Origin of the sequence: Pseudomonas rustica (assembly GCF_018336155.1) — a bacterium.
Classification (GTDB): Bacteria; Pseudomonadota; Gammaproteobacteria; order Pseudomonadales; family Pseudomonadaceae; genus Aquipseudomonas; species Aquipseudomonas rustica.
Genome location: NZ_JAGYHF010000004.1, coordinates 84,046 through 97,111, shown reverse-complemented (window position 1 = coordinate 97,111; position 13,066 = coordinate 84,046). Strand labels below are relative to the sequence as shown.

General features: G+C 60.9%; 9 protein-coding genes and 2 riboswitches. Of the genes, 5 read left to right on the top strand and 4 right to left on the bottom strand.

Going from position 1 to position 13,066, the window contains the following annotated elements:
- Positions 1 to 30 precede the first annotated feature (30 nt).
- The 3 genes from KFS80_RS08420 to nfuA all read left to right on the top strand — a co-directional run bounded on the left by KFS80_RS08420 (position 31) and on the right by nfuA (position 4,211).
- Positions 31 to 2,337 carry a fatty acid cis/trans isomerase gene (locus KFS80_RS08420; RefSeq protein WP_212544511.1) on the top strand — a complete coding sequence of 769 codons (2,307 nt, stop codon included), beginning with the start codon at positions 31 to 33 and terminating at the stop codon, positions 2,335 to 2,337.
- Between the two features lie 209 nt (positions 2,338 to 2,546).
- The gene (locus KFS80_RS08415; RefSeq protein ID WP_212544510.1) at positions 2,547 to 3,569 is read left to right on the top strand and encodes an acyltransferase family protein; all 1,023 of its coding nucleotides are present in this window, start codon (positions 2,547 to 2,549) and stop codon (positions 3,567 to 3,569) included.
- A 57-nt stretch (positions 3,570 to 3,626) separates the two neighbouring features.
- The gene (nfuA, locus tag KFS80_RS08410; protein ID WP_007912592.1) at positions 3,627 to 4,211 is read left to right on the top strand and encodes a Fe-S biogenesis protein NfuA; all 585 of its coding nucleotides are present in this window, start codon (positions 3,627 to 3,629) and stop codon (positions 4,209 to 4,211) included.
- 209 nt (positions 4,212 to 4,420) lie between these two features.
- On the opposite strand, the gene cobM is transcribed toward nfuA, so the two are convergent.
- The 4 genes from cobM to KFS80_RS08390 form a co-directional block, all read right to left on the bottom strand.
- Positions 4,421 to 5,167: a precorrin-4 C(11)-methyltransferase gene (gene cobM / locus KFS80_RS08405; protein ID WP_212544509.1), complete on the bottom strand. Its 747-nt coding sequence runs from the start codon at positions 5,165 to 5,167 to the stop codon at positions 4,421 to 4,423.
- Positions 5,168 to 5,248: 81 nt separating this feature from the next.
- Positions 5,249 to 5,662, bottom strand: a complete 414-nt coding sequence (locus KFS80_RS08400; protein WP_159814777.1) for a cobalamin biosynthesis protein — start codon at positions 5,660 to 5,662, stop codon at positions 5,249 to 5,251.
- Positions 5,659 to 6,360: a CbtA family protein gene (locus tag KFS80_RS08395; protein WP_212544508.1), complete on the bottom strand. Its 702-nt coding sequence runs from the start codon at positions 6,358 to 6,360 to the stop codon at positions 5,659 to 5,661. Before KFS80_RS08395 ends, KFS80_RS08400 begins: the two co-directional genes overlap by 4 nt.
- A gap of 11 nt (positions 6,361 to 6,371) precedes the next feature.
- A complete protein-coding gene (locus KFS80_RS08390) occupies positions 6,372 to 6,569 on the bottom strand; it encodes a CbtB domain-containing protein (RefSeq protein WP_212544507.1) in 198 nt (65 codons plus the stop codon).
- Positions 6,570 to 6,693: 124 nt separating this feature from the next.
- Positions 6,694 to 6,913, bottom strand: a riboswitch (cobalamin riboswitch).
- Between the two features lie 877 nt (positions 6,914 to 7,790).
- Positions 7,791 to 8,002, top strand: a riboswitch (cobalamin riboswitch).
- A 100-nt stretch (positions 8,003 to 8,102) separates the two neighbouring features.
- Here KFS80_RS08390 and cobW point away from each other — a divergent pair.
- The gene (gene cobW / locus KFS80_RS08385) at positions 8,103 to 9,176 is read left to right on the top strand and encodes a cobalamin biosynthesis protein CobW (protein ID WP_246541751.1); all 1,074 of its coding nucleotides are present in this window, start codon (positions 8,103 to 8,105) and stop codon (positions 9,174 to 9,176) included.
- Positions 9,177 to 9,180: 4 nt separating this feature from the next.
- A complete protein-coding gene (cobN, locus tag KFS80_RS08380; protein WP_212544505.1) occupies positions 9,181 to 13,029 on the top strand; it encodes a cobaltochelatase subunit CobN in 3,849 nt (1,282 codons plus the stop codon).
- Positions 13,030 to 13,066: the final 37 nt, after the last annotated feature.

Below are 13,066 nucleotides of genomic sequence, written 5' to 3'. Positions count from 1 at the left end.
GCGTTTTTTTATAAAATCGGGATCAGCAGCATGTCTTACCGCGTCATGGGTTTTGTGTTGCTGTTTCTCAGCTGGGGCGCCGTGGCGCAAGAGCCAGCGGCTGCACCTGCCATTTCTCCATCTATTTCCTACACCCGCGACATCCAGCCAATCTTCACCGAGAAGTGCGTGGCCTGCCATGCGTGCTACGACTCCGCCTGCCAGCTCAATCTTGGCAGTGGCGAAGGCGCGGCCCGTGGCGCGAGCAAAATGCCGGTGTATGACGGCGAGCGCACCAAAGCGGCGCCGACCACCCGATTGTTTTACGACGCCTTCGGCAAGCGCGCCTGGCAGCAGAAAGACTTCTATTCGGTACTCGATGCGCAGGGCAGCCAAGCGGCGCTGATGGCGCGGATGCTGGAGCTGGGGCACAAGACGCCGCTGACGCCTAACGCCAAGTTGCCCGAAGACATTGTTCTGGGGTTAAACCGCGCAAATCAATGCGCAATGCCTGCCGAATTTGAAGGCTACGCCGGTGCTCACTCGAAAGAGGGCATGCCGCTGGCGGTCACTGGCCTGACCGATCAGCAATACCAGACGTTGCAACGTTGGCTCGCCTCCGGTGCGCCGATCGACGAACAAGGCCTGGCGCCGAGCGCCAAGGAATCCCTGCAAATCGTCCAGTGGGAAAACCTCCTCAACGCTCCCGGCGCCCGCGAAAGCCTGGTCGGCCGTTGGTTGTACGAGCATCTGTTCCTCGCGCACCTTTATTTCAAGGACGGCGAGCCGGGGCATTTCTTCCAGTGGGTGCGTTCGCGTACGCCGACCGGCCAGCCGATCGACCTGATCGCCACCCGCCGCCCGAACGACGATCCGGGCACACAGGTTTATTACCGCTTGTGGCCGGTGCAAGGGGTGATCGTGCACAAAACCCATATCACCTACCCGCTGAGCGCGGCGAAAATGGCGCGGGTGAAAAGCCTGTTTTACAGCGGCAACTGGCAGGTCAACGCCTTGCCCGGTTATGGGCCGAACAGCCGTGCCAATCCATTCGCTACGTTCGAAGCGATTCCGGCGCAGGCGCGTTATCAGTTCATGCTCGATAACGCCGAGTACTTTGTCCGCACCTTTATTCGCGGCCCGGTGTGCCGTGGGCAGATCGCGACGGACGTGATCCGCGACAACTTCTGGGCGCTGTTCCAGGCCCCGGAGCACGACCTGTACATCACCGACCCGAACTATCGCGGCCAGGCCACGCCGTTGCTGGCGATGCCGGGGCAGAACGACGACGTCGGCAGCGTGCTGACCCTGTGGCACAACTACCGCGACAAACGGAATGAATACGAGGCCCTGCGCCGCGACAGCTATGCCGAAGTCCCTGCGCCGAGCTGGTCGACGCTGTGGGCCGGCAACGACAACGCGCTGCTGAGTATCTTCCGCCACTTCGACAGTGCTTCGGTGACCAAAGGCCTGATCGGCGAAGTGCCGCAAACCATGTGGTTGTTCGACTATCCGTTGCTGGAACGCACCTATTACCAGTTGGCGGTCAACTTCGATGTGTTCGGCAACGTCTCCCATCAGGCGCAAACCCGCCTGTATTTCGACCTGATCCGCAACGGCGCCGAGCAGAACTTCCTGCGCTTGATGCCTGCTGATTCTCGCGAGGATTACCTCGACGATTGGTACCAGAGCAGTGGTCAGTTCAAGATGTGGCTGGATTACGAGTCGATTGACGACGACACTCCGACCGCGCTGAAACTCAACGAAAAAGATCCGAAATACGACTTCGCCATGCAATTGCTGGCGCGGTACGGCGACCTGAATGCGCGGCCTGACCCGATCAACCGTTGCGACAACGCTTATTGCTCACGACCGAATATCGACCCGGCGCTGCAAAATGCCGAACAGGCGCTGAGTCGCCTGACCTCGCGGCCAGCGGCTGGTTTGAAGGTGATCGACCAGTTGCCGGAAGCGACCATGCTGCGCATTGAAACGGCCAGCGGCAAACGCGAGGTTTACAGCCTGCTGCGCAACCGCGCGCACAGCAACGTGGCGTTCCTCACCGGAGAATCGCTGCGTTATCAGCCAGGGCTGGACACGTTGACGATCTATCCCGGCGTACTGAGCAGCTATCCGAATTTCATCTTCAATATCCCGGCTGATCAGGTGCCGGCGTTTGTCGATGCCATGGACAGTGCCAGGGATCAGGCGCAATTCGAGAATATCGTTGAGCGCTGGGGGATTCGCCGAAGTCATCCGCAGTTCTGGTTCTATTTCCATGATCTGAGCCGCTACATCCACGAAACCGACCCGGTGGAAGAGGGCGTGCTCGATATGAATCGGTACGAGAATCTTTGATCTTTTGAGGCCCGCCCGCTGTCCCACGCATAAGCAACACCACAAAATTCCTCTGTAGGAGCTGCGGAACGCTGCGATCTTTTGATCTTGAAAATCAAAATCAAATGATCGCAGCGTGCCGCAGCTCCTACATGAGTTCAGCGCCATATCGAAGTGTTCGGATGACGTTGGGGTGGTGGTGGATTTGAGGGTGTGGACGGGAGCCGGTGATGTTGATTTCAGTGCAAGCCCTGCGTGCGCTGGCTGCGTGGACGGTGGTCTGCCACCATTTCATGCAGATTTTTTTCGACTTCGAAGCGCGCGGGCCGATTGGGCAGTGGTTCATCGACAAAGGCGCGGTGGGCGTCGATGTGTTCTTTGTCATCAGTGGTCTGGTGATTTTCCTTTCCACCGAAAATAAGCCGCTGCCCCCCGCGCGGTTTCTGCTCTATCGCCTGTTTCGCATCGTCCCCGCGTATTGGCTGTACACGGCGCTAATGGCGCTATTGGTGGTGTTCGCCCAGCCGTTGCTGCCCGATCAAACCGTGGATTGGGGGCATTTCCTGCTGTCCTTGCTGTTCATCCCGACTGAAAATCCCGGCGGCTACGGAATCTACCCGACGCTCAATGTCGGCTGGACGCTGAATTACGAAATGCTCTTCTACGTGCTGTTTGCCTGGGCGCTGCTGTTTCGCTTGCAGGTGCGTCTGCTGGTGGTCGCCGCGCTGCTGTTTGCGGTGAGTCAGGCGTGGACGGGGTTTGGCTGGATCAGCGAGTTTTATCGCTCGGACATCGTTTACGAGTTTCTGCTGGGGATTGGCATTGGCATGCTCCATCGTCGCGGCTGGATCGGCGCCGGTTTATGGCTGCCGCTGGCCGGGATTGTCGCGGCGTTGCTGGCGATTTATCACTTGGTGCCGGCGCCACGGCTGCTCAATTGGGGCGTGCCGAGTGCGGTGCTGGTGATGTCGTGCATGGCGCTGGAGCGTTATGTCGAGCGCAGCCGGTTGCTGAAACTGCTCGGTGACTGCTCGTATTCGGTGTACTTGATGCACGTGCTGGTGCTCTCGGCGGGCGGTTTCATTGCGCGTCGCTATGGGGTCAACCCGTATTTGATGTTCGTCGTCTGTGCGCTGGCGATCGGTGTGGGTTCGTGGTTGAGCTACGAATGGGTGGAAAAACGCAGTTACCGCTGGCTCAAGGCGCGGGTCGATGGCGAGCCCGACGAGAATCTTTCCCGACAAAAATACTAGGACTTTGTCCGGCGCAACGATTGGCGTAAACTGCGCCCAAGCCTGCGAGGAGTTTCCATGACCGCTATTACCATTACCGACGCCGCCCACGATTACCTGGCTGATCTGCTCTCCAAGCAGAACACCCCGGGCATCGGCATCCGCGTCTTCATCACCCAGCCTGGCACCCAGTACGCCGAAACCTGCATTGCCTACTGCAAGCCGGGCGAAGAAAAACCTGAAGACACCGCGCTGGGGCTGAAAAGCTTCACCGCGTATATCGATCACTTCAGCGAAGCGTTTCTCGATGACGCCGTTGTCGACTACGCGACCGACCGTATGGGCGGCCAGCTGACTATCAAGGCGCCGAACGCCAAAGTGCCGATGGTCAACGCCGACAGCCCGGTCAACGAGCGCATCAACTACTACCTGCAAACCGAAATCAACCCGGGGCTCGCTAGCCACGGCGGTCAGGTCAGCCTGATCGATGTGGTTGAAGACGGCATCGCCGTTCTGCAATTCGGCGGCGGCTGCCAGGGCTGCGGCCAGGCGGACGTGACCCTGAAGGAAGGCATCGAGCGCACCTTGCTTGAGCGTATTCCGGAGCTGAAAGGCGTACGCGACGTGACCGACCACACGCAGAAAGAAAACGCCTACTACTGAGTGGTGTTCGCTGCGGACAAGAAAAACGGCGCTGTGGCGAGGGGATTTATCCCCGATGAACTGCGCAGCAGTTCCAATTCAGGCAATGCATTTTCCCGTGATGAATGCATTGTCTGAAGCCACAGAATCAAAAGATCGCAGCCTTCGCCAGCTCCTACATTGGAATGTATTTCCCTGTCGGAGCTGGCGAAGGCTGCGATCTTTTGCTTTCAGGGCCTGTAAAGGTGTGCATGCCCCGCGCGATATAACGATGACTCGCTAAACACCTCACTCCCCAACACCCGCCCGACCAGAATCAGCGCCGTACGCCGAAACCCTTTCGCTTCAACCTTCTCGGCAATGTCCGCCAGCGTCCCCACTACCCAATCCTGATCCGGCCACGTCGCCCGGTGAATCACCGCAATCGGGCAATCCGCGCCGTAATGCGGCAGCAACTCCAGCAGAATCTTCGGCAAATGATTAACGCCCAGATGAATCGCCATGGTCGCCCCATGCTGCGCCAGACTGCCCAGCTCCTCACCCACCGGCATCGCGGTTTTATCGGCATAACGGGTCAGAATCACGCTTTGCGAGACATCCGGCAGGGTCAGTTCCGCCCCCAGCAACGCCGCACACGCCGCCGTCGCCGTCACGCCGGGAACGATCTCAAACGGAATATTCAGCTCGCGCAGATAACGAATCTGCTCACCAATCGCGCCATACAGACTCGGATCGCCGGAATGCACCCGCGCCACATCCTGACCGTTCGCGTGCGCGGTTTTGATCAGTTCGATGATCTGTTCCAGATGCAATTCGGCGCTGTTGACCACTGTTTCAGCCTGATGACCGTCCAGCACTGCCGCCGGTACCAGCGAGCCTGCATAAATGATCACCGGGCAGCTGCGAATCAGCCGCTGGCCTTTGACGGTGATCAGTTCCGGGTCGCCGGGGCCGGCGCCGATGAAGTAGACGGTCATCGCTAAATCCTGTGAAAAAAAGGCATGGCCAACACTTCAGATGAAGATTGCTCATGATCAATGGCGGGGATTATCGGGAATTTACGCAGCGCCGGCCAATGCGAAGGTGGCCTGAGCGTATTTTTGTCGGGAAATCAGCAGTTTTGCCGGTGCCTGAATCAACTGTTCGGCGAGGGCCAGCGCGGCACTTTCGGCGACGCCGTAGCAACCGGTGCGTTCGTAAGCGATGTCGGAACGGTGGCTGAGGCGTTCCTGATAACTGGCCAGTTCTTCGCTGCTGAAGTACAGCAGCGGCAGCGCCAGTTGCGCGGCGAGTTCCTGTAAACCGGGCTCGTCGCGCTTCAGGTCGATGCTGGCCAAGGCCTTGATCGCTTGCAACTCGATGCGATGCGCCTGTAACGCCTGATCAAGTAACGCGCGCAGCGTACTGACGGGGCAGCCGCGCTGGCAACCCAGGCCGACCACGAAGGTCGGCGCTGCGCTGTCATTCGTCATGCGTGGTATTGGCCATCGCTTTTGCGGCGGAACAACCAGGCGCTGATCAGGCCCAAGGCCAGCCAGAACGCGACGTTGGTCAGCTGCGAAGCGATTTTGAACTGCGCTTCCAATGCTTCAGGAGCGAGCATCGAATGCACTTCCGGCTGCGGCGCGCCGATCACGTGCGGCACGGCGAGGATCGCCACACCGAGAACTTTCATCAGCCAGTGACGGCTGAACGCGATCAACGACAGGCCGACAGCGGTCGACGCGGCCGTGCCGATCCACCACATCTGTCGCGAAGCCAGATCAGCAGCGGCGGTGCCCGGCAGTTCTGGTGGCAGACCCAAGGTCGGCGCGAGGACAAACGTGGCGTAACCGGCCAGACCCCAGAGCAGGCCTTGCGAAGTTTTGGTGGGCGCACGGAGGGTGTAGAGACCGGCGAGCATCAGGGCGAAACCGACGGCGACGACCAGATTGCCACCGGTGGTCGAAACCACGCGCTGCCAGCCGGGCTCCGGCTCCCAGGCTTCGGCGTCGTGGGTGTGGCCGGCCATGGCGCTTTCGGCGTGTTCATGCACGGCGACGGGTTCGGATTTTTCGAAAGTTTCCGCTTGAAGAATCAGCGGCGAGACCCAGAAGCTTTGCAGCAGGGTGAGGAGCAGGGCGGCCAGAAGCCCGGTAAAACCTGCGGTTTGCGCAATACGCTTGATCATGTCGGCAGGTCTCAGTGGCACGGGAACGCGGCGCTGTGGCGGGTATCGTGGGCGGCGTTGTGTACCGCTTCGATGTGCGAGAAGCCGGCGAAGTAGACCAGGCCGGCGCCGAGGATCGACGCGAAGATCGCGGCGGTCAGGCGTTGGCTCAGTGTGACGGTGCTGGCGATTTTGTCCGTGTTGCTGCCGGTGCTGCTGATGATCGACATGGCGCTTCCCTCTGGAGTGTCAGTGGGTGATTTGAGCGCATGAAAACCCCTGCGGGTCGGGCTCGCAGAGGTTCGAACAGCGCCCGCCCACCGCGGGTTTGTTATGTTCAGCTGCGCACGAGGTGCGCGCTGTGTGTTAAGGGCCGGTCTCCGGGCTCACGAGGGGTTGGCGTCAGGCCGACCTGCAAGCGTCTCCTTCCCATGCTTTTGGGCACAGTGGTTTTGACGCTTCGCTCGCTTACCGTTGCGGGGGCAGCACCGGACTGACATGGCTTGAGTAAAGCACATGATTCACCGGTTTCCCGTTTCACCCTGTGAAGGGCACCCGTAACAAGTTGTGTAGGAGAGCATGGGGTTGGGTTTTTAGTCAATTTTTTGGGGTGGATCCGTTGCTGCGGGTGTGGCTGGTTAGGGTTCCGCCCTTACGGCGGGTCACTTTTGGCAAACGCCCCAAAAGTAACCAAAAGGTCTGTGCCCTGACGTTCGGCCCTCGCTGTGGCTCGGGTTCCTTCGCTCCGGGATTGATCCGGGGTTCAGCGCCTACGGTTTGCTTCGCTGCACCTCCTCTCGCTGTGTTTGGCTGCGCCAAACGGTCGCTGCGCTCCCATCCCCGGATCAATCCCTCCGCTCAGCCTGCCGACGGGCCGGTGAGTCAAGATCAAGAGCAGGCGAGCTGACACTCGGCCTATTGAGTGGTGAGGAGCGGGGGGCGCACGGCTTTTGATTTGTGTTGTTGCTGCCCCTCACCCCAGCCCTCTCCCGAGGGAGAGGGAGCCGATTGGTGGGCTTTTCAAAATGTGTGTTCGACTTGGTATTCCACGTCGGCGTAACTCTTCCAATCCACGCAATCAGTCCCCTCTCCCTCCGGGAGAGGGCTAGGGTGAGGGGCCTTTGATCTTGATCTGGCTTTTGATCTCAAGCCCCTTCGGCAGGCCAAGTGTAGGTGTCCATCCGGGGATCAGGCGCGTAGCGCCGTGCGGCGTAGCCGCACACATCGAGAGGAGGTGCAGCGCAGCAAACCGTAGGCGATGTCCCCGGATGGACACCGTAGCGAGGGAACACTGAGCCTCAGCGAAGTGCCGTACGCCGGGGGAAGCCTTTTTGGTTACTTTTTCGGCGTTTGGAAAAAGTGACCCGCCGTAAGGGCGGAACCCTAATCAGCAACACCCGCAGCAACGGATATACCCCCAATCCAAACATTGACCGGTCACCACCCGATGCGTAGCCTTGCGCATTCGAGGTTCTTCGGCCCACGCCGAAGCTAAGAAGGGAACGCGGTCAATGCCGCGGCTGCCCCCGCAACTGTGAACGGCGCTGTCCGCTGCCACGCCACTGCCAGCTCAACCCATGAGCCAGCGGGAAGGCGCAGCCAACGCCAGGCCCCGCGCCTGAACGCCGTCAGCCAGGAGACCTGCCTCGTCACAGATTCTCAATTTCAACCGGGCGGGGTGATCCGGTGGCGAACTCTCCGGGCACGCACGCGCGTTGCCGGTTCTCGTCCCGTATGCCCGCCGCTTGCCAAAGGGCATACCGATGAAAACACTGGCCAAACTCCCCGTCACCATCGTCACCGGCTTCCTCGGCTCGGGCAAGACCACGCTGCTGCGGCACATGCTCGACAACGCGCAGGGCCGGCGCATCGCGGTGATCGTCAACGAGTTTGGCGAGTTGGGCATCGACGGTGAAATCCTCAAGCAATGCACAATCGGCTGCAGCGAAGAAGAAGCGGTTGGCCGCGTGTACGAACTGGCCAACGGCTGCCTGTGCTGCACCGTTCAGGAAGAATTCTTTCCGGTGATGCGCGAACTGGTTGCCCGTCGCGGCGACCTCGACCATATCCTCATCGAAACGTCGGGTCTGGCCCTGCCAAAACCACTGGTGCAAGCCTTCCAGTGGCCGGAAATCCGCAGCGCCTGCACCGTTGATGCGGTGATCACCGTGGTCGACAGCCCGGCCGTAGCCGCTGGCACCTTTGCTGCGTTCCCGGATCAGGTCGACGCCCAGCGTAAACTCGACCCGAACCTCGATCACGAATCGCCGCTGCACGAACTGTTCGCCGACCAACTGGCCAGCGCCGACCTCGTCATCCTCAACAAGGCCGACCAGACCAGCCCGGAAGATCTGGCTCGCGTTCGCGCTGAAGTCTCCGAAGAGCTGCCACCGGCGGTGAAAATCATCGAAGCCAGCAACGGTCGTGTGCCGCTCGACGTGTTGATCGGTCTCGGCGCCAGTTCCGAAGAGCACATCGACAGCCGCCACAGCCATCACGATCACCACCACGGTGAAGGCGATGACGACCACGATGACCACGATCACGACGCTTTCGATTCGATCTCCATCGAACTGCCGCAAGCCGACGAAAGTCTGCTGCTCGACGCCCTGACGCAACTGGTGGTGAAGCACGGCATCCTCCGTGTCAAAGGTTTCGCGGCGATTCCGAACAAGCCAATGCGTCTGTTAATTCAGGGCGTGGGCACGCGTTTCGACAAGCATTTCGACCGTCAGTGGGGCGCCGATGAAGCGCGCGTCACGCGTCTGGTGTTGATCGGTCAGGAACTCGACGCGGCGCAACTCGAAGCGCAACTTCGCGCCGCGCTCAGCGTTTAAAACCATGCACCTGCTCAGGACTCAGCCCGGCGGTTTCGTCTCGGATGACAACATTGCCGACCTTGGCCAAACCCCCGCCGAGCTGGTGATCCTGTGCAGCGGCGACTCCAGTCTGGCGCTGCTCGCCGAGGCTGCGCAGCAGTTGCCCGAGGATTATCCGAGCCTGCGTCTGGCCAATCCGATGCAGGTGCAGAATCACGCCTCGGTCGATTTGTACGTCGATGAGGTGCTGCGCCACGCCAAGGTGATTTTGATTTCGCTGCACGGCGGCATCGCCTATTGGCGGTATGGCGTCGAGCGTCTGGTCGAGTTGGCCGAACGCGGCGTGCAGGTGATTCTGGTGCCGGGCGATGATCGTCCCGATCCGGAGCTCAGCGACTTGAGCACCGTTAATGCCGAGGATCGCGACCGCCTCTGGCAGTTCCTGCGTCAGGGCGGCCTAAGCAATGCACTGGATTTCTTTCGTTGCATGGCCAACCGTTGGCTCGCCCGCGATTACGCATGGGATGAGCCGCAAACCCTGCCGCGCACGGCGATTTACCACCCGACTAAAAACACCGCTGCACTGAGTGACTGGCAAGCCGAATGGCGGCCTGAGCAACCGGTCGCAGCGGTGTTGTTTTACCGCTCGCATTTGCAAGCGGCGAACACCGCGTTCATCGATGTTTTCTGCCAACGCTTGCAGGCAGCGGGGCTTAATCCGCTGCCGATTGCGGTGGCCAGTTTGAAAGAACCCGGCTGCTTGGCGGTGGTCGAGGATTGGCTGGATGAAGTCGAGGCGGGGGTGATTTTGAACACCACCGGTTTCGCCCAGTCCAGCCCCGAAGCGCCGCACCTGCGGCCGTTTCGCCGCAACATTCCGGTGATTCAGGCGATCTGCGCGCAGGACAACGAGCCCGGTTGGCGCGACAGCGAGCAAGGCCTCGGCCCGCGTGATCTGGCGATGCACATTGCCTTGCCGGAACTCGACGGGCGCATCATCAGCCGGCCGATCAGCTTCAAGGATCTGGCGTGGCGCAGCGAGCGCAGTCAGTCCGATGTGGTCTGCTACCGCGCGCAACCTGAGCGCATGGATTTTGTCGCTGAACTGGCGCGGCGCTGGATCGATCTGGCGCGGGTGCCGAACGCTGAAAAACGCATCGCGTTGATTCTCGCCAACTACCCGACGCGCGATGGCCGCATCGGCAATGGCGTCGGCCTCGACACCCCGGCGGCGGCGCTGAATATTCTTCGCGCGTTGCAGGCCGAGGGTTATCCGATCTCGTCAGAATTGCCGGGCAGCGGCACCGAGTTGATCCAGCAATTGCTCGGTGGCGTCAGCAACGATCTCGACACGATTGACCTGCGCCCGTGCCAGCAAAGTCTGGCGATGGACGCTTATTTAGCGATGTTCAATGCGCTGCCGGATGCGAATCGCGCGGCGGTAATTGAGCGCTGGGGATCGCCACAAAACGATCCGATGTGCCGCGACGGCCGCATGATGATTGCCGGTCTGCGCTTCGGCCTGACCTTCGTCGGCATTCAACCTGCGCGCGGTTATCAGGTTGATCCGAGCGCGGTTTATCACGATCCAGATCTGGTGCCGCCGCACGGCTATCTGGCGTTCTATTTCTGGCTGCGCAACACCTACGGCGCGCACAGCGTGATCCACGTCGGCAAGCACGGCAACCTCGAATGGCTGCCGGGCAAAGGCGTCGGCCTCTCGGAAAACTGCTGGCCGGATGCGTTGCTCGGGCCGCTGCCGAATATCTATCCGTTTATCGTCAACGATCCGGGCGAGGGCGCCCAGGCCAAACGGCGCACGCAAGCGGTGATCATCGACCACTTGATGCCGCCGCTGACCCGCGCCGAAACCTACGGGCCGCTGCGCAATCTGGAACTGTTGGCCGACGAATATTACGAAGCGCAACTGCTTGACCCGCGCCGCGCCCGTGAGTTGCAGCGCGACATTCTGCAACTGGTGCGCGACACGCAGATTGATCGTGAATTGCAGCTGGATGCCGGGCTGGACAGTGACGCCGATGCGGCGATCTGGTTGCCGCGTCTGGACACGTATTTGTGTGATCTGAAGGAATCGCAGATTCGCGATGGTCTGCACATTTTTGGCGAATCGCCGACGGGGCGCTTGCGCATTGATACCTTGTTGGCGTTGCTGCGGATTCCACGAGGTGACGGCAAAGGCGCGCAATCGAGTCTATTGCGAGCACTCGCCAAAGCGTTCGAACTGGGTTTCGATCCACTCGATTGTGCGTTGGCCGAGCCATGGACAGGCCCGCGTCCCGAAGCGCTGCAATCGCAAAGCGACGAATCCTGGCGCACCGCCGGCGACACCCGCGAACGCCTGGAAATCTTCGCCACAACCCTAATCTCCGAAACACTACAAACCCCCTGTAGGAGTGAGCCTGCTCGCGATAGCGGAGTGTCAGCCAACATTGATTTTACTGACACACCGCTATCGCGAGCAGGCTCACTCCCACAGGAACCGCGTTGGGCGGAGGTCTGCGCAATCATCGACAACTTGCGCGAAGTCGTCGCCCCACGCCTCGACGCCTGCGGCCCCGCCGAAATGCGTGGCCTGCTCGACGCCCTCAGCGGCCGCTTCGTCCCCGCCGGCCCCAGCGGCGCACCGAGCCGTGGCCGCCTCGACGTCCTGCCCACCGGGCGCAATTTCTACTCGGTCGACGTGCGCAACCTGCCCACCACCACTGCGTGGCGCATCGGTTTCCAGTCGGCCACGTTGATCCTCGAACGCCACCTGCAAGACCACGGCGATCACTTGCGCCAACTCGGCCTCTCCGTGTGGGGCACCGCGACCATGCGCACCGGCGGTGACGACATCGCTCAGGCCATGGCGCTGATGGGCGTGCGCCCGGTGTGGGCGACGGGCAGTCAGCGTGTCGACGATTTCGAGATTCTGCCGCTGAGCCTGCTCGACCGCCCGCGTGTCGACGTCACCCTGCGCGTCTCCGGATTCTTCCGCGATGCCTTCGCCAACCTGATTCGCCTGTTCGACGCCGCCGTGCAAGCCGTTGCCGCGCTGGATGAGCCGGACGACCTCAACCCATTGGCCGCGAAAGTCCGCGCCGAACGCGAGGCGCTGCTGCAATCGGGCGTCGACGAAGACACCGCAAGACGTCAGGCCGGTTGGCGGATTTTCGGCGCCAAACCCGGTGCCTACGGCGCGGGCGTGCAGGGCGCCATTGACGGTCGTTTGTGGCAGAGCCGCGACGATCTCGCCGAGGTTTATCTGAACTGGGGCGCTTACGCTTACGGCGGTTCCGACGAAGGCACCGCCGCCCGCGAACAGTTCGTCCAGCGCCTGAGCCAGGTGCAAGCGGTGCTGCAGAATCAGGACAATCGCGAGCACGACTTGCTCGATTCCAACGACTACTACCAATTCCAGGGCGGCATGCTCGCCGCCGTCGAAACGTTGCGCGGCGAAGCGGCGGCCAGTTATCACGGAGATCACAGCCAGCCGGATCTGCCGAAAATCCGCACCTTGAAGGAAGAGCTGAACCGGGTGATTCGCTCGCGGGCAGCCAATCCGAAATGGATCGACGGGGTCAAGCGCCACGGCTACAAAGGCGCGTTTGAATTGGCGGCGACGGTCGACAACCTGTTCGCGTTTGATGCGACGACGCAGTTGATCGATGATCACCAGTACGCGTTGCTGGCGGATGCATATTTGCTCGATCCGGCGACGCGGGATTTTGTCCGTGAGCATAATCCGCATGCGCTGCGTGATATGACCGAACGGATGCTAGAGGCGCAGCAGCGCGGGATGTGGCAGGAGCCGGGGGCTTATAAAGAAGCGCTGGAGAATCTCCTGTTGGACATAGAAGAAGACACCTGACACAACCCATTCCAAATGTGGGAGCGGGCTTGCTCGC

Excerpts from the sequence above, each read along its gene's own strand:
- KFS80_RS08420 (WP_212544511.1), top strand. The coding sequence starts at position 31 with ATGTCTTACCGCGTCATGGGTTTTGTGTTGCTGTTTCTCAGCTGGGGC.
- cobW (WP_246541751.1), top strand. The coding sequence starts at position 8,103 with ATGAAAACACTGGCCAAACTCCCCGTCACCATCGTCACCGGCTTCCTC.
- KFS80_RS08415 (WP_212544510.1), top strand. The coding sequence starts at position 2,547 with ATGTTGATTTCAGTGCAAGCCCTGCGTGCGCTGGCTGCGTGGACGGTG.
- KFS80_RS08400 (WP_159814777.1), bottom strand. The coding sequence starts at position 5,662 with ATGACGAATGACAGCGCAGCGCCGACCTTCGTGGTCGGCCTGGGTTGC.
- cobN (WP_212544505.1), top strand. The coding sequence starts at position 9,181 with ATGCACCTGCTCAGGACTCAGCCCGGCGGTTTCGTCTCGGATGACAAC.
- cobM (WP_212544509.1), bottom strand. The coding sequence starts at position 5,167 with ATGACCGTCTACTTCATCGGCGCCGGCCCCGGCGACCCGGAACTGATC.
- KFS80_RS08395 (WP_212544508.1), bottom strand. The coding sequence starts at position 6,360 with ATGATCAAGCGTATTGCGCAAACCGCAGGTTTTACCGGGCTTCTGGCC.
- KFS80_RS08390 (WP_212544507.1), bottom strand. The coding sequence starts at position 6,569 with ATGTCGATCATCAGCAGCACCGGCAGCAACACGGACAAAATCGCCAGC.
- nfuA (WP_007912592.1), top strand. The coding sequence starts at position 3,627 with ATGACCGCTATTACCATTACCGACGCCGCCCACGATTACCTGGCTGAT.